The sequence below is a fragment of the Streptosporangium sp. NPDC020072 genome, assembly GCF_040631445.1.
Classification (GTDB): domain Bacteria; phylum Actinomycetota; class Actinomycetes; order Streptosporangiales; family Streptosporangiaceae; genus Streptosporangium.
Genome location: NZ_JBEYAB010000006.1, coordinates 206,964 through 228,997, shown reverse-complemented (window position 1 = coordinate 228,997; position 22,034 = coordinate 206,964). Strand labels below are relative to the sequence as shown.

Below are 22,034 nucleotides of genomic sequence, written 5' to 3'. Positions count from 1 at the left end.
CTCACTCTCCGAACTCGGGACGGTCGGTGGTCACGCGGGGGCCCGACGGGCGGCGCAGCACGGTGTGGGGTGTGGAGAAGCCGTTGAACTGCGAGGAGTAGGCGGTGGTGTACGCGCCCGCGGAGCCGACGAACAGCAGGTCGCCCTCGGCCAGGTCCTCGGGCAGCTCGACGCCGGTCGCGAAGGTGTCCTGGCTGTCGCAGGTGGGCCCGGTGACGTTGTACCTGCGCGGCGGGCCGCTCTCCCGCTCTCCGGAGATCGGGTAGACCAGCGCGCCCGCGGTCTCCAGGACCTCCATCATCCCGTTGAAGACGCCCAGGTCGGTGTGGGCCCACCAGGTCCCGCCCCTGCGGACGACCTGCAGGACCCGGCAGACCATGACCCCGGCCTCGGCGACCAGCGCGCGTCCCGGCTCGGCGACGACCTCGACGGGGTACGGCAGCGCATTGAGAAGACCGGTTATGTGCCGTCCGAATTCCCCGATGCCGGGGACCGGCTTGTCATAGCGCGCCGGAAATCCGCCGCCGATGTCGAGCATGGCGATTCTCACGCCTTTTTCGGCGAGCCGTTCCATGATTTCGGCCGCGTCGCGCAGCGGGGCGTCCCAGGCGTGCGGATCCGTCATCTGGGAACCGACGTGAAAGGCGATTCCATGGGGTTTCAACCCCATTTTTCCGGCGCCGAGGAGAAGGTCGCAGACATCGTCCTTCGAGACGCCGAATTTCCCCTCGCTCGGCACGACGCTGGCCGCCTGGCCGGTGCCGAGCCTGGCGTAGACGTGCGCTCCCGGCGCCGCCTGTGACAGTTTCGCCATTTCGTGCGGCGAATCGACACAGAAACGCCACACTCCGGCGTCGTGGCAGCGGGAGATGTGCTCGCGGGGCCGTACGGGATTGCTGTAGAGCACCTCGGCCGGGTCGACGCCCACGCTCGTGAGCAGTTCGAGTTCGGGGTGGGAGGCGATCTCGAAGCCGCAGCCGAGCCCCCGCAGGTGCCGCAGCAGCGCCGGGTCGGGGTTGCACTTGACCGCGTAGTGGACGCCGACCGAGGGGAAGGCCGCGCGGAAGCCGGTGAAGGCGGCGGTGACGAGGTCCTCGTCGAGGATCAGGCAGGGGGTGGCCAGGCCGGCGTCGCCGGAGACGGGCACGGCGGGTGTCAGGTGCGCGGGGATCGTCACGGGCCCTCTCCCAGGATCTCTCCGAGGAGGGCGCGCGCGGCCTCCAGGTTCTCCAGGTGCCGCCGCGGGGAGCGGCCTCTGACCAGGACCTGGAAGTTGTAGGTCCGCAGGTGCCACAGCAGGCGCAGGATCGCGATCTGCCGGGTGAAGACGGCCCGGTCCCTTCCGGATCGTTCCAGGTAGCGCGACAGGACGGTCTCCTCCTGCGCGGCCGTCAGCCAGTCGGCGCGCATCTGGTTGAAGTCCGCCGCCGCGACCCGGAAACGCGCCGCCTCCCAGTCGAGCGTCCACAGCTCCCCCGACCGGTCGACCAGCCAGTTGCCCCGGTGCACGTCGCCGTGGCACAGGCAGGGCCGTTCGTCCTCGAAGCAGGCCATCGCGCCGGTGAGCAGGCCGGCCGCGCCGGTGAGCTCGCCCGCGTGGGCGGGCAGCAGCTCGCACTCGCGCCGCAGCAGGCCGAGCAGGTAGGCGGGCACCGCCGTACGGCTGAGCGGCCCGCCGACGTCGCCGAGACCGTCGGCGGGGATCGCGTGCACGTCGAGGAGCCGGTCGGCCAGCGCGGTCAGCACCTCGGGGTCGTCCCAGTCGGGGGTGTGACCGTCGACGAACTCGAAGACGGCGAACCGGTCGTCACCCTGTTCGTCCGGGACGACCTGCAGGATCTCGGGCACCCTGATCCGGCCGGGCAGCAGGGGACCGACGAGGCGCTCCCCGGCGAAGGTCTGGCCGTAGCAGGGGTCGTCCAGGACCCGGTGCCTGACGAACACCGCTCTTCCGCCGAGGGTCGCGGCGTAGGTGTCGTTCAGCGGCCCCTTGGTGATGGGCCGCCCGGCCGCGCAGAGCCGCCGCAGGTCGTGATGCGTCCACTCACCCACGGGCGAACTCCTCGGGCGAGAGCAGCCGGGGGAGCTTGTCGACCGACTTCACCCAGTAGTGGCTCTCCCTGATGGGGTTCGCCGCGGGGCCGGGCAGGCCGTGGCCGCCGTCGAGGGCGAGCCTGCAGTACAGGTCGGGCATGTTGACGCCGAGCGTGGCCAGGAAGTAGATCGACGAGTAGAACCTGGCGGGCTGTACCTCGGTGGGCAGCGCCGTGCCGTCGTGGCCGTAGGTGAAGTCGACGCCGATGATGCCGTGCGGCCGCGCGCAGACCGCCCGCACGCACCGCAGCGCCAGCTCGTGCAGCTCCTCGTCCCAGAAGGTGCGCTGCGCCCCGGTGATGCCGGTGACGCCGGAGACCGACAGCGTCGCGTACTTCCAGGAGACCCGTTCCCTGAGCTGGGAGCAGACCAGCTCACCGTCGTTCCAGAGCCCGCTGAGCGTGGCGGTCCTCTTGGACAGGTGCTCGGCCGCGGTGAAGTGGCCCCAGCCGGAGTGCTCGTCGAGCCAGGCCGTGGCCAGCTGCATCGACCCGGTCGCGATGGAGCCCGCTCCCCCGCTGCCGCTGCGGCGGCGCAGCCACACCTTGGGGTGGCGCGCCATGATCTCCTCCAGGTCGGCCGGTGAGTCGACCAGGACGGTGTCGGGAACGGGCAGCTCCGCCTGCCTGAGGGCCTGCCAGGTGGCCCACTTGTCCTCCATCCTGTGGTGGTCGTCCCGGTCGGGAAGGAGGGTGGGCGCGACGAGGTCGTCTCGGGACTCGGCGACGGCGAGCAGTTCGGGGCTGGTGTCGGCGGCGTAGATCAGGTCGGCCGACTCCCGCCCGGCGATGTCGTTGACCTGTTTCACCAGGTCGGCGGGGTCGTTCCAGGAGACGAGGTAGCGGGCGTCCGCCTCGCTGGCGTGGAAGTCCTCAAGGGTGGTGTCGACGCCGACGGTCCGGTATCCCCCGGCCAGGGCGAGCGAGCGGGAGAAGTTCAGTCCCGTGCCGTCGCCGGAGCCGACGATGAGGACGGTACGGAGGTCAGAGGACGGGGACATGGGGGAGTCCAAAGGTCGCCGGGTGGCTGCGGATCTTGTCACGCAGGTCGGCGGGGGCCTCGCCCTCGGTGCGCACCCAGGGGTAGAGGGGCTCGGTCAGCTCGGGGTTGACGAAGTACATCAGGGACATGCGCCGGTCGAGGCCGAGGTTGCGCACCTGGTGGTCCAGCGCGCCGACCTTTCCCCCGGTGAGCTCGGCGAAGACCGAGCCCGGCATCAGGACGACCTCGTCGGGGGCCATCTCGACCGGCAGGCACTCCCCGTCCGGCCAGATCTCAAGGCCGGGGGCGGTGGTGTGGATGACGGTGACCAGGTGGCCGTCCTCGTGCCGGTCCTGGAGCAGGTCGCGCTCCCCGTCCGCGTGGGTGTAGTTGTTGACCTGCAGGTAGGAGGCCGCCTCGAAGGAGGGCGCCTGCGCGTCCCCGATGATTCCCGCGACGTGGCCGACGACGTCGGAGACCAGCGCGGACAGGTGGTTCCGCCAGGCCAGGAGCGCGTCCGTCAGGGAGGTCAGCTCCGCGGAGTTCGGCACGAGGTCGAGCCGGTCCGACCACAGCGTGAAGCAGTCGTTCAGGTCCGGCCGGTCCGCGGTGATCGAGTACTCCATGCCGAGCGGGCGGTAGCCGAAGTTGCAGTCGGCGCTTGAGTAGCGCGCCTTGGTCGCGTCGGGCAGGGAGAAGAAGCGCCGGCACTCGTCCAGGGCGGTGGCCAGGAGAGCGGCCTCCTTCGCGCCCAGCGTTATGCGCGCATAGCCGACCCCGAGTAGTTCTCGAGCGTAGTCAAGGGTCTTGTGTGGCATTTCGAGGATGTCCCCCGTCGTACGAAGGTTTGGCGGTGGCAAATGCCAGGCAGAGCGCGATCGCGCGGCCGTCGGTCACTGGTCTCCCGACCAGCGCCGCGAGCGAGTGTATAGGAGGTGATCAAAGCAAATAAATGGTGAATTTTCAGATTAAAGTCACCCAAAGTTGCGACTTCGCTACGCACCTAAATGACCGCAGACCAACTCGGATGTGCCGTACGCGAGGGGAACTCATGTTTTTGGGTTACGGACGCAAGCGGAGAACTCTCCAGATAACGCTCTCTCAATTCCGGACACGATACGACCGAGGTGTTCCAGTCGGCCCGGAACTGCGTCCCCACCCCTCACGGCATCCCGTACCGCCACCTGGGCCGCCGGTTTCGGACAGGACTTTAATAATTTATTCGCGTCACTAATGAGAACGGTCCAAGGGAGGGAACAAAGCGTTTTCCCCATGGTCAACGGGCTTCCGGCATGGCACACTGATCGCGCGCCGGGCCCCTTGAGGGCGAACCGAGGGTGAACCGAGGGCGGACCGGCCGACGGCGTGCCCGCGCGCATCCACGCGTGTCCCGGGCCGTCCATGTCACGGACCTTCCACCGGCCCGGCGATCTCCCCGGCGGTGTGGAGCGTTCCGGACCTCCCCCACGACCCGCGAAGGAACCGACCGTGGACCACAGCCTCTCCCCCGCGTCCGGGGACATCCCGGGGCAGGCGCCGGTGATCGCCGTCTTCGACCTGGACGGCACCCTGGTCAGGGGCGAGTGCGGCGAGTGGTTCCTGCGCTGGCTGATGCGGCGGCGGCCGTGGCGGCTCGCGCTCCTGCTTCCCGCCCTCCCGGTGATCGCCGCGTTGCGGGCGCTGCCCAACGTCAGGACGCGCAGGGCCGCCCTGTCGGGGCTCTGCTGGTTCGCCACCGTCGGCAGCGACGACGCGGAACTCGACCGGCTGGCCGGCGTCTTCGCGACGGGGCACGCGGGAGCGGGTTCGGCCAACCCGATGCGCGCGGGACTGGACCGGCTGCGTGAACACCTCTCCCGGGGCGACCGGGTCGTGATCGCCAGCGGCTCGGGGGCGCGCGTCGTCAGGGCGGTCTGCGCCGAGCTCGGGCTGGACGGCGTGGAGATCGTCGCCACCCGGGAGAGGCGGCGGCTCGGCGGGCTCGTGGTCGGCGAGCGCTGCCTCGGTGAGGGAAAGGTGCTCATGCTGCGGGCGGCGGGGGTACCGGTGCCCTTCGGCTACGCCTACTCCGACAGCGCGGCCGACCTGCCGCTGCTGCTCGCCGCCCGGCGCCGGTTCGCGATCAGCCCGTCGGCCCCCCATCTGAGGCGCATCATGGCCGGGACCGACGGCGACTGCGCGGTCCTGCCGTGGCGGACGGAGCCGTCAGGCCGGTGACCGCCCTCCGCGGGGAGGGTCTCAGATCCCGTACTCGACGGTGAGCACCGCGCGGGCCAGGGCGTGGTGGTTGATCGTGCCGGAGAAGATCGCGGCCGTCTGGTCAGAGGTGACCTCGGCGCTCCGCACGCCGAGGGCGTGGACGGCGAAGACGTAGCGGTGCGGTGGCCCGGGAGGCGGGGCGGCCCCGCCGAAGTCGAAGGTGCCGTAGTCGTTTCGTCCGTGGATCGCGCCGCCCGGCAGACCCTTCATGTCGCCGCTGCCCGCTCCGCGCGGCAGCTCGGTCACCTCCGCCGGGATGTCGACCAGCAGCCAGTGCCACCAGCCGCTGCAGGTGGGCGCGTCGGGGTCGAAGCAGGTGACCGCGTAGCTCACCGTCCCCTCGGGGGCGCCGGACCAGCGCAGGTGCGGGGAGAGGTTGCCGGACTCGTAGACGTGCGCGTCGGGCAGGACCCCGCCGTCCACGAGGTCGTCGCTGACGACATCGAACGCCGGAACCCGGCGCAGATGGGCATAGGGCAGCGGCGCACGCTCGGCCATCGTTCTTCCGTTTCTCCTCGGGAAGCGCCGGCCTCCCGCCGGACGTCATCCGGCAGTGGATTGTTTCTCCGCCCGGAACCTTTGTCAAGGGTTGACAATTGTATGGGACCTGAGGGCATACTCCGCTTTTGGAGCATCAATGGCAAAGCGGGGTTGCCAGTCGGCACCCGGCGTCACGCGACGATCCTGCGCCCGGCCGACCAGACGATTCACAAACCCGCATCCGACAGCGCGGAGTTTCCATGAGCAATCCATTCGAGGATGGAAACGGCATTTCCTCCCCCCGGCCCTCGGCGCGGTTCCGCGCTCTTCCCGGCCCTGTCCTCAGAAATTCCGCGCGTCGCAGGTGCCGTACGGCCTCGCCGCCCTCCTGAGCGACTCCCCGGTCTTCTCCTTCCGGCCCCACGCCGCTCGTATCGGGCGGCCGTACGCCCGGTTACCAGGGGTGACCGTCCGGGCGGACACGGGACGGACTTCTCTGACTTTCCTCTCGCGGGCGAATCCGAATTCAAACGCGAGCTTACCGGGGGCGGTGTGGTTCATGCCCTCCCGGCGTTCCACCGATGTCCTTCCGGCGTTCTCCCGGCGTCGGCGCCAAGGACCACACCAGAGTACGGAGTTTCCATGAGCAATCCATTCGAGGACGAAGACGGGCGCTACCTCGTCCTGGTCAACGGTGAGGGCCAGCACTCCCTGTGGCCTTTTTCCCAGGAAATTCCCAGGGGATGGGAGGTGGCGCTCGGGGAAAGCAGCCGCCGGGACTGTCTTGAATTCGTCGAGGCGAACTGGACCGACATGCGGCCCCGCGGCCTCTCGGCGTCGCGGGAAGGTCTCCCGGCCTTATGAGAAGAGCCCCCGCTCCCGGTCGTGCCCGGCGTGTTCCGTCCCGTCGGCGGCCGGGCGGCTCCCTGGTCGCCGTGTCATGAACCAGGAGGCCCGATGAACCCGCTTTCCCGCCGTGAGAGTCTCGCCCGGTTGTTCGAGGCGCGGGCCGCGGCGAACCCCGGCGCCGAAGCCGTGGTCTGCGGCACCACCCGCCTGACCGCCGCGGAGCTCAACGCCCGCGCCAACGCCCTGGCCTGCCGCCTCACCGCGGCCGGAGCCGGACCCGAGACCCCCGTCCTGGTCCTGCTGGAACGATCCGCGGAAACCGTCGTCGCCCTGCTGGCCGTCGCCAAGGCAGGCGCCGTCTACGTCCCCCTGCACCCGGCCTACCCACCGGAGCGCATGGACTGGATCAGGCGGCAGACCGGCGCCAGGCTGGCCGTGACCGACACAACCCACGCCGGGCCCGGCCTCACCACCATCCAGGTCACCGGCGAGACCCACCCCGGCGACCCTCGGCACGACACCGACCCCCGGCAACTCGCCTACGTCATGTTCACCTCCGGCTCCACCGGAACCCCCAAGGGCGTCGCCGTCACCCACCACAACATCGCGGCCTTCGCCTCCGACCGCCTCTGGCAGGGGCCCGGCCACCGGCGGGTGCTGCACCACACGGCGCCCTCCTTCGACGTGTCGATGTACGAACTGTGGGTTCCGCTGCTCAACGGCGGGACGGTGGTCGTCGCCCCGCCCGGCGTACTCGACGCGCCCACCCTCGAACGGATGCTCCACGAGGAACGCCTCACCGGGGTGTTCCTGACCACCGGACTGTTCAACGTCCTGGCCGAGGACTCACCCGAGGTGCTGGCGGCCGTACCCGAACTGTGGATCGCGGGCGAGGCCGCCTCCGCCGCCGCGGTCGGACGGGTGCTGGCGGCCGGGGGTGACGTCCACAACGGCTACGGCCCGACCGAGACCACGGTCTACGCCACCGCCCACCACGTGACCGAGCCCGGCGACGTGGTCCCGATCGGCGGGCCGCTCGACGGCACGGCCGCCTACGTCCTGGACGCCGCGCTGCGGCCGGTGCCGGTGGGGGTGCCGGGGGAGCTGTACGTCGCCGGAGACCACCTGGCCCGCGGCTACCTCGGCAGGCCCGGCCTCACCGCAGAACGCTTCGTCGCCGACCCCTACGGCCCGCCCGGCACCCGCATGTACCGCACCGGCGACCTCGTCCGCAGGCTTCCCGACGGCCTTCTCGACTATGTCGGCCGGATCGACGGGCAGGTGAAGGTCCGCGGTATCCGGGTGGAGCCGGGGGAGATCGACGCCGTTCTTCTGCGTCATCCCGACGTCGTCCAGAGCGTGACCCTGCTACGCGAGGACAACCCCGGCGACAAACGCCTCGTCACCTACCTCACCACCCGGAACCCCACCGACCCCGGCCACCTGCTCCAACACGCCCGGCGAACCCTGCCCGCCTACATGGTCCCCACCGCCCTCGTCATCCTCGACACCCTCCCCCTCAACCACAACGGCAAAGTCGACCGCGACGCCCTGCCCGCCCCGGAGACGACGACGTCGGGCACGGCGCCGCGCACTCCGGTCGAGGGGATCCTCCGTGACCTGTTCGCGCAGGTGCTCGCCGTACCGGGGATCGGGGTCGACGACGACTTCTTCGCGCTCGGCGGGCACTCGCTGCTGGCCATGCGGGTGGTGGCCGGAATCAGGTCGGCGCTCTCCGTCGAGGTGCAGGTGCGGGAGGTCTTCGAGGCGCCGACCGTCGCCGCGCTCGCCACGGCGGTCGAGAGGGCGAGAGGACGCGGGACCAGGCCGCCGCTGGTCCGCTCGGAGGACTCCGGGGAGCCGTTGTTCTCCTACGCCCAGCACCGGATCTGGATCGTCGACCGGCTCGCCGAGTCCGCCGGGCTCTACACCATTCCGCTGGTCCTGCGCCTGTCCGGGCGGCTGGACCGGGCGGCGCTCGCGGCGGCGCTGCGTGATGTGGCCTTGCGGCACGAGACGCTGCGGACGGTCTTCCCCTCGCCGGACGGCCAGCGGGTGCTCGACGTCGTCCCCGGCCTGACGGTCACGGAGATCGGCGAGGCGGAGCTCGGTCCCGCCATCGAGCGGGAGGCCGCGCGCCCCTTCGACCTGTCGGCCGAACCGCCGGTGCGGGCGTGCCTGTTCGCCCTCGGGCAGGGCGACCCCGACGAGCACGTGCTGGTCGTGCTGCTGCACCACATCGCCGCGGACGGCTGGTCGATGGCGCCGCTCAGGCGCGACCTGGCGACGGCCTACGCGGCCCGCACGCGGGGTGAGGCCCCGGAGTGGGAGCCGCTGCCCGTGCGTTACCGCGACTACACCCTGTGGCAGCGCGAGCTGCTCGGGGACGCGGCCGACCCGGACAGTCTCATGAGCGCGCAGACCGGTTTCTGGCGGCGGGCCCTGGCGGGGCTGCCCGAGGAACTGCCGCTGCCCGCCGACCGGCCCCGGCCGACGGTCCCGGGGCACGGGGGCGGTGCCGTGCCGCTGCGGATCCCGCCCGAGCTGCACGGGCGGCTGCTCACCCTGGCCAGGACCGGTCAGGCCACGTTGTTCATGGTCCTGCAGGCGGGGCTGGCGGCGCTGCTGACCAGGCTCGGGGCGGGCGGCGACATACCGGTCGGCTCTCCCGTGGCGGGCCGTGCGGACGAGGCGCTGGACGACCTGGTCGGCTTCTTCGTCAACACGCTGGTGCTGCGCACCGACACCTCGGGCGATCCGAGTTTCCGTGAGCTGCTGGCCCGGGTCAGGGAGGCGGATCTGGCGGCGTACGCGCACCAGGACGTGCCGTTCGAGCATCTGGTCGAGGCGCTCAACCCGGTGCGGCTGCCCGGCCGCAACCCGCTCTTCCAGGTGATGCTGGCCCTGGAGAACACCCCCGACGACAGGACCGAGGTGCCCGGTCTGACGGTGACGCCGGACCCGGACTACTCGTTGTACGGCCTCAGCGGCGCCAAGTGCGACCTGCTGTTCGGTCTCAGCGAGGGGCCGTCGGGAATCCACGGGGTGCTGCAGTACGCCACCGACCTGTTCGACCGCGGCACGGCCGAGTCGATCGCCGGGTGGCTGACGAGGCTGCTGGAGGCGGTGGCGGCGGACCCCGACGTCCGGATCGGGCAGGTCGAGCTGCTCACCGCCGGGGAGCGGCGTGCCCTGGTGGAGGAGGGCAACGCCACCGCGGCGGCGCTGCCGTACGGTGACCTGGCCCGGTTGTTCGAGGCACGGGTCGCGGCGGACCCCGGCGCCGAAGCCGTGGTCTGCGGCACCACCCGCCTGACCGCGGCCCGCCTCAACGAGCGTGCCAACGCCCTGGCCCACCGGTTGATCGCGGCGGGGGCCGGCGCGGAGACCCCCGTCCTGGTCCTGCTGGAACGATCCGCCGACGTCGTCGTCGCCCTGCTGGCCGTCGCCAAGGCGGGCGCCGTCTACGTCCCCCTGCACCCGGCCTACCCACCGGAGCGCATGGACTGGATCAGGCGGGAGACCGGCGCCAGGCTGGCCGTGACCGACACAACCCACGCCGGGCACGGCCTCACCACCATCCAGGTCACCGGCGAGACCCACCCCGGCAACCCGGCCCGTGAAACCGACCCCCGGCGGCTCGCCTACGTCATGTTCACCTCCGGCTCCACCGGAACCCCCAAGGGCGTCGCCGTCACCCACCACAACGTGGTGGCGCTGGCGGCCGACCGTCGCTTCGCCGGGCACGACCGGGTGCTTTCGCACTCCGCGTTCGCCTTCGACGCCTCGACCTACGAGGTGTGGGTGCCGCTGCTCAACGGCGGGACGGTGGTCGTCGCCCCGCCCGGCGTACTCGACGCGCCCACCCTCGAACGGATGCTCCACGAGGAACGCGTCACCGGGGTGTTCCTGACCACGGGGCTGTTCAACGTCCTGGCCGAGGGCTCACCCGAGGTGCTGGCGGCCGTACCCGAACTGTGGACGGGAGGTGAGGCGGCCTCCCCCACGGCGGTCGAACGTGTGCTGGACGCGGGCGGCGTCGTCACCAACGTCTACGGCCCGACCGAGACGACGACGTTCGCGCTGTCCCACCGGACGGCGAAGACGCCCGCGGACACCGTCCCGATCGGCGGGCCGCTCGACAACACGCGCGCCTACGTCCTGGACGCCGCGCTGCGGCCGGTGCCGGTGGGGGTGCCGGGGGAGCTGTACATCGCCGGAGACCACCTGGCCCGCGGCTACCTCGGCAGGCCCGGCCTCACCGCAGAACGCTTCGTCGCCGACCCCTACGGCCCGCCCGGCACCCGCATGTACCGCACCGGCGACCTGGTACGGCGCCGCACCGACGGGAACGTCGAGTTCGTCGGCCGGGCCGACGGGCAGGTGAAGATCCGTGGATTCCGGGTGGAGCCGGGGGAGATCGACGCCGTTCTTCTGCGTCACCCCGACGTCGTCCAGAGCGTGACCCTGCTACGCGAGGACAACCCCGGCGACAAACGCCTCGTCACCTACCTCACCACCCGGAACCCCGTCGACCCCGGCCACCTGCTCCAACACGCCCGGCGAACCCTGCCCGCCTACATGGTCCCCACCGCCCTCGTCATCCTCGACACCCTCCCCCTCAACCACAACGGCAAAGTCGACCGCGACGCCCTGCCCGCCCCCGTGCGGGGGGAGGCGGCCGAGGAGAAACAGGGGCCGAGGACCGAGGCCGAGGAACTGGTCGCGGAGGTCTGGGCCGAGGTGCTCGGGGTCGAGTGGATCGGCGTGCGCGACGACTTCTTCGCCCTCGGCGGCAACTCGCTGCTGGCCATCCGGGTCGCCGCCAGGATCAGGGCGGCCGTGGACCTGGAGATACCGGTCAACGCGGTCTTCACCGACCCCACGGTCGAACGGCTGGCCGACACCGTCGAGGCGCTGCTCATCAACGACATAGAAGGAAGAACCGCCTGATGACCGACCAGCTGTCGGAGCGTGCCGGCGCCCTCACCGCCGACAAACGCGCCCTGCTGTCACAGCGACTGCGCGGGCGGGCGGGGAGCGCGACCGTTCTGCCCCGTCCTCCGGGGACCGAACCGCCGCCGTCCAGCGGGCAGGAGCGGCTGTGGTTCATGGAGCAGCTCGCCCCGGGGAACGTCGCCTACACGCTTCCCGTCGCCATGCGCCTGAAGGGGGAGCTGGACGTCGCGCTGCTCGCCGAGGCGCTGACCACGCTGGTGGCCGGGCACGAGGCGTTGCGGATGCGTTTCCCCGCCACCCAGGACGGGCGGCCGAGGGTCGTCGTCGACGAGCCGTGGCCCGTCACGCTTGAGGTCACCGAGGCGGAGGACGTGGAGCGGGCGGCCGAGATCCTCGGCGCGGAGGCGGCCCGGCCGTTCGACCTGACGAGCGACGCGCCGCTGCGGACGTCGCTGGTCCGCGTCGGGCCCGGCGACCACGTGCTCATGCTCCTCGTCCACCACATCGTGAGCGACGGCCGGTCGCTGGAGATCATGACGGGTGAGCTGCTCGCCCTGTACGGCGGGCTGCGCGAGGGCACCCCCGGTCCGCCGCCGGGCCCGGCCGTGCAGTTCGGCGACTTCGCCGTCTGGGAGCGGGAGCGGCTGGCCGGGCCCGCGGCCGAGGCCGACGGCGCCTTCTGGCGCGCGGAACTGGCCGGGCTGCCCGACCTGGAGCTGCCGACCGACCGTCCCCGGCCTCCCGAGCAGCGGTTCGAGGGCGCGGCCCACTCCTTCACCTGGGACGCCGAGCTGACCGAGACCGTACGCGAGCTGGGCAGGGCTCACTCCGTCACGCTCTACATGACCCTGCTGGCGGCCTACCACGCGGTGCTCGCCCGGCACGCGGGCCAGGACGACTTCGCGATCGGCTCGCCGGTGGCCGGACGGCCCTACCGGGAGCTTGAGGGGGTGGTCGGCGCCTTCGTCAACATGGTGACCCTGCGCGGCCGTACCGGGGCGGACCCGACCGTGGCCGAGCACCTGCGCGAGACCAGGCAGACCGTGCTGGGCGCGCTGGCGCACCAGGACTACCCCTTCCACCGGCTGGTCAACGACCTGCGGGTCGAGCGGGACCCCGGCCGGTCCGCGGTCTTCCAGGCGACGTTCACGCTGGTCGACCGGGCGGTCCGTGAGACGACCGTCGCGGGGCTTGAGGTGAGCCCGTTCGACCTGCGGCTGCGCGCCACCCAGTTCGACCTGGCGCTGTACGTCAGCGAGACCCCCGAGGGGCTGAGCGGTTTCATCACCTACCGGACCGACCTGTTCGAGGCCGTGACCGTCGAGCGTGTCGAACACTCGATGCGGCGCTTCCTGCGGCAGGCCGCGGCCGATCCCGCGCTGCGCCTGTCCGAGGTGGACCTGCTCGGCGAGCGGGAGCGGCGCACGCTGCTCGGCGAGTGGGCGGGCACCCGTACCTGGCGGCCGCAGCATCGCACGCTCGGCGAGATGGCCGAGGCTCAGGCGGCGCGGACCCCGGACGCGCTCGCCCTCGTCGCCGGGGAACGGTCGCTGACCTTCGCCGAACTGCACAGCCGGGCCAACCGGCTGGCCAGGCGGCTGCGGGAGCTCGGTACCGGCCCCGACACGCGGGTGGCGATCTGTCTCGACGAGACCGTGGAGGCCGCCGTCGCGATCCTCGCGGTGCTCAAGGCGGGCGGCGCCTACCTGCCGCTCGACCCCGAGCAGCCGCGTGAACGGATGGACCTTCTGCTCGCCGACGCCTCGGCCGTGCTGCTGGTCACCGACTCGGCGCTGCGCGAGCGGGCGAGCGGTTTCACCGGCCCGGTCGTCGAAATGGACCGGCTGGACGGCCCGGGCGACGACACGCCGCTCGAACCGGTGGCGGGCCCCGGCGACCTCGCCTACGTGATCTACACCTCCGGCACGACCGGGCGGCCCAAGGGGGTCGGCGTCCAGCACCGGCACATCGTGGCCTACCTGGAGTACATCCGCCAGGAGTACGACATCGTGCCCGGCGCCACCTTCGGCCTGCTCCAGTCGCTCGCCTTCGACTTCAGCATGCTGATGTTCCACCTGCCGCTCACCGGCGGCGGAACCCTGCACCAGCTGCCCCGCCGCGGTTCCGGGCCCGAACTGGCCGAGGCCGTGCGGGGCCTCGACTATCTGAAGATGACGCCCTCCCACCTGGCCGCGCTCGGCGCGGAGGTCGAGCCGGAACGGCTGCTGCCGCGCCGGGCGCTCGTCCTGGCGGGTGAGGCGTCCCCGGCCTCCTGGGTCCGTGACCTGGCCTCCCGCGCGGGCTGCGCGATCTTCAACAGCTACGGCCCGACCGAGACGGTCGTCGCGGTGACCGGCGAGCGGGTGGACCCGTCGGCCCTGTCCGGCGGTACGGCCTGGCCCGTCGGCCGCCCGTTCCCCGACGCCCGCGTCTACGTGCTCGACCGGGCGCTGCGCCCGGTGCCGCCGGGGGCCGCCGGTGAGCTCTACGTCGGCGGCGACACCCTGGCCAGGGGTTATCTCGGCAGGCCCGGCCTCACCGCGGAACGCTTCGTCGCCGACCCGTACGGCGAGCCGGGCGCGCGCATGTACCGCACCGGCGACCTCGTCCGGTGGCTCCCCGGCGGGCGCCTCGACTTCCTCGGCCGGGCCGACCACCAGATGAAGATCCGCGGCTACCGGGTCGAGCCCGGCGAGGTCGAGGCGGCGCTTGGCGCCCTGCCCGGCGTCGTCCAGGGTGTGGCCGGGCTGCGCGGCGACCGTCTCGTCGCGTGGCTCGAACGGGAACCGGACGCGCCGGAGACCGGCGCCGCCGAGTTGCGGGCGTTCCTGCTCGACCGGCTCCCCGAGTACATGGTCCCCGGCCGGTTCGTCTGGCTCGACCGGCTCCCGCTCCAGGCGCACGGCAAGGTGGACCGCGCGGCGCTGCCCGACCCGGAGCCGGAACGGCCCGACCTGCGGCCCGGCTACACCGCCCCGGCCGATCCGACGGAGGAGGCCGTCGCCGCCATCTGGGCGGGCGTCCTCGACCTCGAACGGGTCGGCACCGGCGACGACTTCTTCGAGCTCGGCGGCCACTCGTTGCTGGCCACCCAGGTCGTGGCCAGGATGCGCAAGGCCTTCCCGGAGAGCAGGCCGCCGATCGGCGTGCTGGAGATGTTCACCCACCCCACGGTCGCCGCCCTCGCCACGCTCGTCACCGAACGCCGGGCCGGGGCCGCCGCGCCGCGCCGCGTCCTGGCCGAGCTGACCCGCCCGGTCGCCCCCGAGGACCGGGTCGGCTCCGTCATCTGCGTGCCGTACGGCGGCGCGAACGCGGTCGTCTACCAGACGCTCGCCGACGCGATGCCCGCCGGTTACTCCCTCTACGCGGTCGCCGCGCCGGGGCGTGAGCCGGGCGAGGAGGGGCAGCTGCCCTTCGAGGAGGTGGCCAGGCTCTGCGCCGAGGAGATCGCCGAACGCGTCCGGGGCCCCGTCGTGATCTACGGGCACTGCGCGCCCGGCAGCGCCCTGGCCATCGAACTGGCCCGCCACGTCGAGGCGTCCGGCCGTGAGCTCGACGCCCTCTACCTGGGCGGCATCTTCCCCTTCGCCAAGCCGAGGGGCCGTCTCCTCGGCCCGCTCAGCAGCCTCATCAACGACCGGCTGCAGGGCACCAGGAGGGTCGCGGCCGAACTGCGCGCCATCGGCGGCGACGTGTCCGGACTCGACGAGGAGCAGGTGGCCTTCACCGTCGAGCTGATGCGTGAGGACGGCCGGATGGCCGAGGAGTACTACACGCGGATCCTGGCCGCCGAGCAGCCGCGGCTGCGGGCGCCGGTCATCTCGGTCGTCGGCGAACGCGACCCGGGCACCGAGTTCTACCAGGAGCGCTTCAAGGAGTGGTGCTTCGTGTCCGAGTCGGCCTCGCTGGTCGTCATCGACGAGGCGGGCCACTTCTTCCCCAAGTACCGCGCCGGTGAGCTGGCCCAGATCCTGACGGGCACCCACACCGCCGACGAGGCCTGGCGGCGGGAGCACTCGCGGGAGGCGGGCGGCACCTGGTGGCTGCAGGACTCCGTGACGCGGCGGGCCGCCGTACGGCGGGAGCGGGAGCCGGACGTGCGCCGCTTCCTGGCCGTCGCGCTCGGGCAGCTGGTCTCGCTGACCGGGTCGGCGCTGACCGAGTTCGCGGTGCCGATCTGGATCTACACGGTCACCGGGTCCCTGGTCCACTTCGGGCTCATCGCCCTGCTCGCCCTGGTGCCGGGAATCTGCGTCGCGCCGCTGGCGGGCGCCGTGGTCGACCGTCACGACCGGCGGCGGGTGATGATCGCCGGTGACCTGTGCTCGGGGCTGGCCCAGGCGGCGATGCTCGCCCTGCTGCTCACCGGCGGGCTCACGGTCGCCCCGCTGTACGTGCTGATAGCGGTCGTCTCGGTCTCCGCGACCTTCCAGCGGCTCGCCTACCAGGCGTCGATCCCGCAGCTGGTGCCGAAACGCTACCTCGGGCACGCCAACGGCATCGTGCAGCTGGCGATCGGCACCGCCCAGTTCCTCGTCCCGCTCGTCGCGGTCGGCCTGCTGGCCGCCATCGGCCTTGAGGGCATCCTGACCATCCAGGTGGCGGCCTACGTCTTCGCCGTCGTCGTGGTGCTGTTCGTCAGGTTCCCCACCACGCTGGGGCTGCGCCGCCGTGAGCCGATGTCCGCGGAGATCGCCAACGGTTTCCGGTTCTCGCTGGGGCACCGGAGCTTCCGGGCCATGCTCGCCCTCTTCGCCGGGGTGAACCTGTTCCTGGCGCCCATGTTCGTCATGGTCTCGCCGCTCGTGCTGTCCTTCTCCTCGCTGACCGCCGCCGGTGCCATGGCGGTCGCGGCCGGAGCGGGCGCGGTCGCCGGCGGCGTCACCATGAGCCTGTGGGGCGGCCCGACCCACCGCAGGCTGCGCGGCGTGATCCTCACCACGACGCTGATGGCGGTCTCGGGACTGCTGATCGGGCTGCGGCCCAACCTCTGGCTGATCGGAGCCGGGGCCTTCGGCATGTCCTACGCGCTGGCGCTGATCAACGGCGTCATCATGACGATCATCCAGGTGAAGGTGCCCTACCGCTTCCAGGGGCGCGTCATCGCGGTCAACACCATGATCGCCGCGGCGACCACACCGATCGGCTTCGGCGTCATCGCCCCGCTCGCCGCCCCCCTCCTCGACCCGCTGCTCGCCGCGGGCGGCCCGCTCGCCGGCACCCTCGGCGTGGTGATCGGCACCGGGCCGGGACGCGGCATCGGGCTGCTCTACCTGCTGTGCGGGCTCGGCATCGCCCTGCTGACGGTCGCGGGCCTCCGGATCAGGACCCTGGCGCGTTTCGACGACGACGTGCCCGACGCCAGGCCCGACGACCTCGTCGGCATCGAAGAACTCGAAAGGACGCGCGCATCGTGAACACCACCATCGCCTGGGAGGTCGAGGACGGCCGCCCCGCCGCGGCCGACGCCCAGGGGGCCGGTCTGAGGGAGACCTGCGAGTGGCTGCGGGAGAACCGTCAGGCCCTCAGGGCGGGCCTGGACGTCCACGGCGCCCTCTACCTGCGGGGGCTGCCGCTCACGGGGGTCGAGGACTTCGCCGAGGTGCGTGACGCCCTGGTCTCCAGGCCCGCCGGGTATGTGGAGAAGGCCACCCCGCGCAGCCACTTCGGCAAGGACGTCTACTCCTCGACGGACCTGCCGCCGTCCCAGGCGATCCGCCCGCACAACGAGAACAGCTACGCGCTCAGCTTCCCCGGGCTGCTGATGTTCGGCTGCCTGGTCGCCCCCGACCAGGGGGGCGCGACCCCGGTGACCGACGTGCGCAAGGTGCTCGGGGACATCCCGGCGCCGCTCGCCGACCGGTTCCGCGCGCACGGCTGGTCCCTGGTGCGCAACTACGGCGACCACATCAGCCTCGGCTGGCGCACCGCCTTCGGCACCGAGGACAGGGACGAGGTCGCCGCGTACTGCGCGGCCAACCACATCGCCCACGAGTGGCTGGACGGCGACAGGCTGCGTACGACGCAGCGCCGCTCGGCGACCATCCGCCACCCGGGGACCGGGGAGGAGGTGTGGTTCAACCACACGGTCTTCTGGAACGAGTGGGCGCTCGACCCGGAGGTGCGTGAGGTGTTCCTTGAGGACCTCGGACACGACAACCTGCCCTTCAACACGGCCTACGGCGACGGCGAGCCGATCTCCAGGCAGGACGTGGAGACGATCGACGAGGCCTACCGGCGGGCGACGGTCAGGGAGACGTGGCGGCCGGGTGACGTCCTGATCGTGGACAACATCCTGTCGGCGCACGCCCGTGAGGCGTTCCGGGGCGGCCGCAGGATCGTGGTCGCGATGGGTGACCCGGTCGCCCTGGACGACTGCGCGCCGACGGTCCCGCCGCTGGGCGGCTTCGCGGCCCCGGCGGCCGGACCGGCGAAGAGACGCCGCTGGTTCGGCCGCCGTTCCTGACTCCTCGGGAGGGGACCGGTCAGGCGCCGTCCTCCAGGTCCCCCTCCGATGTGAGGTAGACCTCCCGCAGCTCGCGCAGGACGTCCGGGTCGGGGTGTTCCCACATACCCCGGCCCGCTGCCTCAAGCAGGCGTTCGGCGATGCCGTGCAACGCCCACGGGTTGGACTCGGACAGGAACGCCTGGTTCTCCGGGTCGAGCACGTAGGTCGCGGCGAGCTTGTCGTACATCCAGTCGGCCACGACCCCGGTGGTGGCGTCGTAGCCGAACAGGTAGTCGACGGTCGCGGCCAGCTCGAAGGCGCCCTTGTAGCCGTGCCTGCGCATGGCGGCCAGCCAGCGCGGGTTGACCACCCGGGCGCGGAAGATCCTGGAGGTCTCCTCGGACAGGGTCCTGGTGCGGACCGCGTCGGGGCGGGTGCTGTCGCCGACGTAGGCGGCGGGTGCCCTGCCGGTGAGCGCCCTGACGGTGGCGACCATGCCGCCGTGGTACTGGAAGTAGTCGTCGGAGTCGGCGATGTCGTGCTCGCGGGTGTCGACGTTCTTGGCCGCGACCGCGATCCGCCGGTAGGCGGCCTCCATGTCCTGCCTGGCCGGGACCCCCTCGACGCCTCTTCCGTAGGCGAAGCCGCCCCACACGGCGTACACCTCGGCCAGGTCGGCGTCGTCGCGCCAGTTGCGGCTGTCGATCAGCGGCAGCAGCCCGGCGCCGTACGCCCCGGGACGGGAGCCGAAGATGCGCATGGTCGCCCTGCGCTCGTCGCCGTGCTCACGGGTGTCGGCCAGCACGTGCGCCCTGACGTAGTTGTCCTCGTCCGGTTCGTCCAGCCCGGCGGCCAGCCGTACGGCGTCGTCGAGCAGGGCGACCACGTGCGGGAAGGCGTCCCTGAAGAAGCCGCTGATGCGGACGGTCACGTCGATCCTGGGCCTGCCCAGTTCCCCGGCGGGGATCGCCTCAAGGCCGGTGACCCGCCGCGACGCCTCGTCCCACACCGGGCGCACGCCCAGCAGCGCCAGCACCTCGGCCACGTCGTCCCCTGCGGTGCGCATGGCGCTGGTGCCCCACACCGACAGGCCGACCGAGCGCGGCCAGTCGCCGTGCTCGGAGCGGTAGCGTTCGAGGAGTGATTCGGCCATCGCCTGCCCGGTCTCCCAGGCCAGCCTGCTCGGCACGGCCTTCGGGTCGACCGAGTAGAAGTTACGGCCGGTCGGCAGCACGTTGACCAGCCCGCGCAGCGGCGACCCGCTCGGTCCCGCCGGGACGTAGCCGCCGTCGAGGGCGTGCAGGATCGCGCCGATCTCGTCCACGGTGCGCGCCAGCCTGGGGACGACCTCCTCGGCCGCGAACCGCAGGACACGCCCGACCTGCTCCCGGTCGCCGCCCGTCACGGACGCGGCGGCCTCGGCCGCGGCGGCCGGGTCCCAGCCGCGTTCCTCCATCGCCTCGACCAGTGACCTGGCCTCGGCCTCCGCCTCGTCGACGCCCAGGCGCCCGGCGGTGCCGTCCTCACGCAGGCCGAGCGCCTCGCGCAGGCCGGGCAGTGCCATGCCGCCCGCCCACATCTGGCGGGCGCGCAGGATGGCCAGCACCAGGTCGACGCGGACGGCGCCCTGCGGGGCCGCGCCGAGCACGTGCAGGCCGTCGCGGATCTGGACGTCCTTGACCTCGCACAGCCAGCCGTCCACGTGCAGCAGGAAGTCGTCGAACTCGGCGTCGTGCGGACGGTCCTCGATGCCGAGGTCGTGGTCGAGCCTGGCGGCCTGGATCAGCGTCCAGATCTGCGCCCGGATCGCGGGCAGCTTGGCCGGGTCCATCGCGGCGATGGAGGCGTGCTCGTCGAGGAGCTGCTCAAGCCTGGCCATGTCGCCGTAGGTGTCGGCGCGGGCCATCGGCGGGACGAGGTGGTCGACCAGCGTGGCGTGGGCGCGGCGCTTGGCCTGGGTGCCCTCGCCGGGGTCGTTGACCAGGAACGGGTAGATCAGCGGCAGGTCCCCGAGGGCGGCGTCGGGGCCGCAGGAGGCCGACAGGCCCGCCGACTTGCCGGGCAGCCACTCCAGGTTGCCGTGCTTGCCGACGTGCACCACGGCGTGCGCGCCGAAGCCGTCGGACAGCCAGCGGTAGGCGGCCAGGTAGTGGTGGCTGGGCGGCAGGTCGGGGTCGTGGTAGATGGCGATGGGGTTCTCGCCGAACCCCCGGGGCGGCTGCACCATGACGACGACGTTGCCCGCGCGCAGCGCGGCCAGCACGATCTCACCGTCCGGGTCGGCGGAGGTGTCGACGAACAGTTCGCCGGGCGGGGGTCCCCAGTGCTCCTCGACCGAGGTCCGCAGGTCCTCGGGCAGCGTGGCGAACCACGCGGCGTACCGGGAGGCCTTGATCCGCACCGGGTTGCCCGCGAGCCGTTCCTCGGTGAGCCAGTCGGGGTCCTGGCCTCCGGCGGCGATGAGGGCGTGGATCAGCGCGTCGCCGTCCTGCCCGGTGACGCCGGGCAGTTCGTCCTCGGCGCCGATGTCGTAGCCGTGCTCGCGCATCGCGGCAAGCAGCCGCACCAGGCTCGCCGGGGTGTCGAGGCCGACGGCGTTGCCGATCCTGGAGTGCTTGGTCGGGTAGGCCGACAGCATCAGCACGATCCGCCGCTCGGCGGGCGGGACGTGCCGCAGGACGGCGTGCCGTACGGCGATGCCCGCCACGCGGGAGGCCCGCTCGGGGTCGGCGACGTAGACGGTCAGGCCGTCCCCGTCGATCTCCTTGAAGGAGAACGGCACCGTGATGATCCGCCCGTCGAACTCGGGGATCGCCACCTGGGTCGCCGCGTCGAGCGGGGAGAGGCCGTCGTCGTTGGCCTCCCAGGCGGCCCTGCCGCCGGTCAGGCACAGGCCCTGCAGGATCGGCACGTCGAGTTCGGCGAGCGCGCCGACGTCCCAGGCCTCGTCGTCGCCGCCCGCGGACGCGGTGGCCGGGCGGGTGCCGCCCGCGGCCAGCACGGTCACCACCAGGGCGTCGACCGTGCCCAGGGTGTCGAGCAGGCCCTGCTCGGCGCTGCGCAGGGAGGCGCAGTAGACGGGCAGCGCGCGGGCGCCCGCGTCCTCGATCGCGGCGCAGAGCGTCTCGACGAAGGCGGTGTTGCCCGCGACGTGGTGGGCGCGGTAGTAGAGCACGCCGACGACCGGGCCCTCCTCGCGGCGCGCCCGGCGTTCGAGCACGCCCCAGGCGGGCGTCGGGGCGGGCGGGGCGAAGCCGTGGCCGGTCAGCAGCAGCGTGTCCGACAGGAAGCGGCCCAGTTCGGCGAGGTTGGCGGCCCCGCCATGGGCGAGGTAGGCGTGCGCCTCGGCGCAGACCCCGCCGGGCACGGTCGACAGTTCCATCAGCTCGGCGTCCGGCGCCTGCTCGCCGCCGAGCACGACGACGGGCAGCGGCCCGGCGAGCAGGGCGTCCAGGCCCTCCTCCCAGGCGCGGCGCCCGCCGAGCAGCCGTACGACGACCAGGTCGGCGCCCTCGACGAGGGGAGGCAGGTCCCCCGCGGTGAGCCTGGCGGGATTGCCGAGCCGGTAGTCCGCGCCGCTGGCGCGGGCGCTGAGCAGGTCGGTGTCGGAGGTGGAGAGCAGGAGGATCATTCGCCACGCTCCCCGGCGGGGAGCGGCGCGGCCGTGAACGGCGGTGCGGGCTTGCGGCTGGGGAACGGCGAACAGCGCACAGGGCTTTCCTCCCTCGGGGTCCTCGCCCCGGGTCGTCGTCGGCTACGACGGCTGGAGTCTCCTGGCTCCCGGATCGATGCTCCCCCCGGCCTTCCCGCCCGTTGCCGGACCGTGGCTGGATGGGGTTCGCTCCCCGGTTACAGTGGCGGGACCGCGCCGGATTCACACCGGCTTCCTCCCTTTTGCCGTCGCCAACGATGAGACTACGGCAGCGAGGTCCCCGCAAGAAACTGGAGTTACCATCCTCAG

Annotated in this window: 11 protein-coding genes and 1 riboswitch; of the genes, 5 read left to right on the top strand and 6 right to left on the bottom strand. The window is 72.3% G+C overall.

From position 1 onward, the window contains the following. Position 1: 1 nt before the first annotated feature. Genes ABZ470_RS16095 through ABZ470_RS16080 form a run of 4 tightly spaced genes read right to left on the bottom strand, consistent with a single transcriptional unit; the run spans position 2 to position 3,893 of the window. The gene (locus ABZ470_RS16095) at positions 2 to 1,177 is read right to left on the bottom strand and encodes a type III PLP-dependent enzyme (protein WP_362783813.1); all 1,176 of its coding nucleotides are present in this window, start codon (positions 1,175 to 1,177) and stop codon (positions 2 to 4) included. Further along, positions 1,174 to 2,052: a phosphotransferase gene (locus ABZ470_RS16090; RefSeq protein ID WP_362911838.1), complete on the bottom strand. Its 879-nt coding sequence runs from the start codon at positions 2,050 to 2,052 to the stop codon at positions 1,174 to 1,176. The genes ABZ470_RS16095 and ABZ470_RS16090 overlap by 4 nt, the downstream gene beginning before the upstream one ends. Beyond that, positions 2,045 to 3,094 carry a hypothetical protein gene (locus tag ABZ470_RS16085; RefSeq protein ID WP_362911837.1) on the bottom strand — a complete coding sequence of 350 codons (1,050 nt, stop codon included), beginning with the start codon at positions 3,092 to 3,094 and terminating at the stop codon, positions 2,045 to 2,047. The genes ABZ470_RS16090 and ABZ470_RS16085 overlap by 8 nt, the downstream gene beginning before the upstream one ends. Next, the gene (locus ABZ470_RS16080; protein ID WP_352013246.1) at positions 3,078 to 3,893 is read right to left on the bottom strand and encodes a 2OG-Fe(II) oxygenase family protein; all 816 of its coding nucleotides are present in this window, start codon (positions 3,891 to 3,893) and stop codon (positions 3,078 to 3,080) included. The genes ABZ470_RS16085 and ABZ470_RS16080 overlap by 17 nt, the downstream gene beginning before the upstream one ends. 670 nt (positions 3,894 to 4,563) lie before the next feature. Between ABZ470_RS16080 and ABZ470_RS16075 the strand changes: the two genes are divergently transcribed. Beyond that, positions 4,564 to 5,292: a haloacid dehalogenase-like hydrolase gene (locus ABZ470_RS16075; RefSeq protein WP_362911836.1), complete on the top strand. Its 729-nt coding sequence runs from the start codon at positions 4,564 to 4,566 to the stop codon at positions 5,290 to 5,292. A 21-nt stretch (positions 5,293 to 5,313) separates the two neighbouring features. Here ABZ470_RS16075 and ABZ470_RS16070 read toward each other — a convergent pair whose 3' ends face one another. Further along, positions 5,314 to 5,832 carry a YbhB/YbcL family Raf kinase inhibitor-like protein gene (locus tag ABZ470_RS16070; RefSeq protein WP_362911834.1) on the bottom strand — a complete coding sequence of 173 codons (519 nt, stop codon included), beginning with the start codon at positions 5,830 to 5,832 and terminating at the stop codon, positions 5,314 to 5,316. A 624-nt stretch (positions 5,833 to 6,456) separates the two neighbouring features. Between ABZ470_RS16070 and ABZ470_RS16065 the strand changes: the two genes are divergently transcribed. The 4 genes from ABZ470_RS16065 (at position 6,457) to ABZ470_RS16050 (ending at position 18,091) form a co-directional block, all read left to right on the top strand. Next, positions 6,457 to 6,678, top strand: coding sequence for an MbtH family protein (locus ABZ470_RS16065; RefSeq protein ID WP_362911833.1), 222 nt, complete (start codon positions 6,457 to 6,459; stop codon positions 6,676 to 6,678). A gap of 93 nt (positions 6,679 to 6,771) precedes the next feature. After that, positions 6,772 to 11,616, top strand: coding sequence for an amino acid adenylation domain-containing protein (locus tag ABZ470_RS16060; protein ID WP_362911832.1), 4,845 nt, complete (start codon positions 6,772 to 6,774; stop codon positions 11,614 to 11,616). After that, complete coding sequence (locus ABZ470_RS16055) at positions 11,616 to 17,042, top strand: amino acid adenylation domain-containing protein (RefSeq protein ID WP_362911831.1); 5,427 nt, start codon at positions 11,616 to 11,618, stop codon at positions 17,040 to 17,042. Before ABZ470_RS16060 ends, ABZ470_RS16055 begins: the two co-directional genes overlap by 1 nt. After that, positions 17,039 to 18,091 carry a TauD/TfdA family dioxygenase gene (locus ABZ470_RS16050; protein ID WP_362911830.1) on the top strand — a complete coding sequence of 351 codons (1,053 nt, stop codon included), beginning with the start codon at positions 17,039 to 17,041 and terminating at the stop codon, positions 18,089 to 18,091. The genes ABZ470_RS16055 and ABZ470_RS16050 overlap by 4 nt, the downstream gene beginning before the upstream one ends. Before the next feature lie 19 nt (positions 18,092 to 18,110). On the opposite strand, the gene cobN is transcribed toward ABZ470_RS16050, so the two are convergent. Further along, positions 18,111 to 21,704: a cobaltochelatase subunit CobN gene (gene cobN, locus ABZ470_RS16045; protein WP_362911829.1), complete on the bottom strand. Its 3,594-nt coding sequence runs from the start codon at positions 21,702 to 21,704 to the stop codon at positions 18,111 to 18,113. A gap of 116 nt (positions 21,705 to 21,820) precedes the next feature. Beyond that, a riboswitch (cobalamin riboswitch) is annotated at positions 21,821 to 22,024 on the bottom strand. Positions 22,025 to 22,034 lie beyond the last annotated feature (10 nt).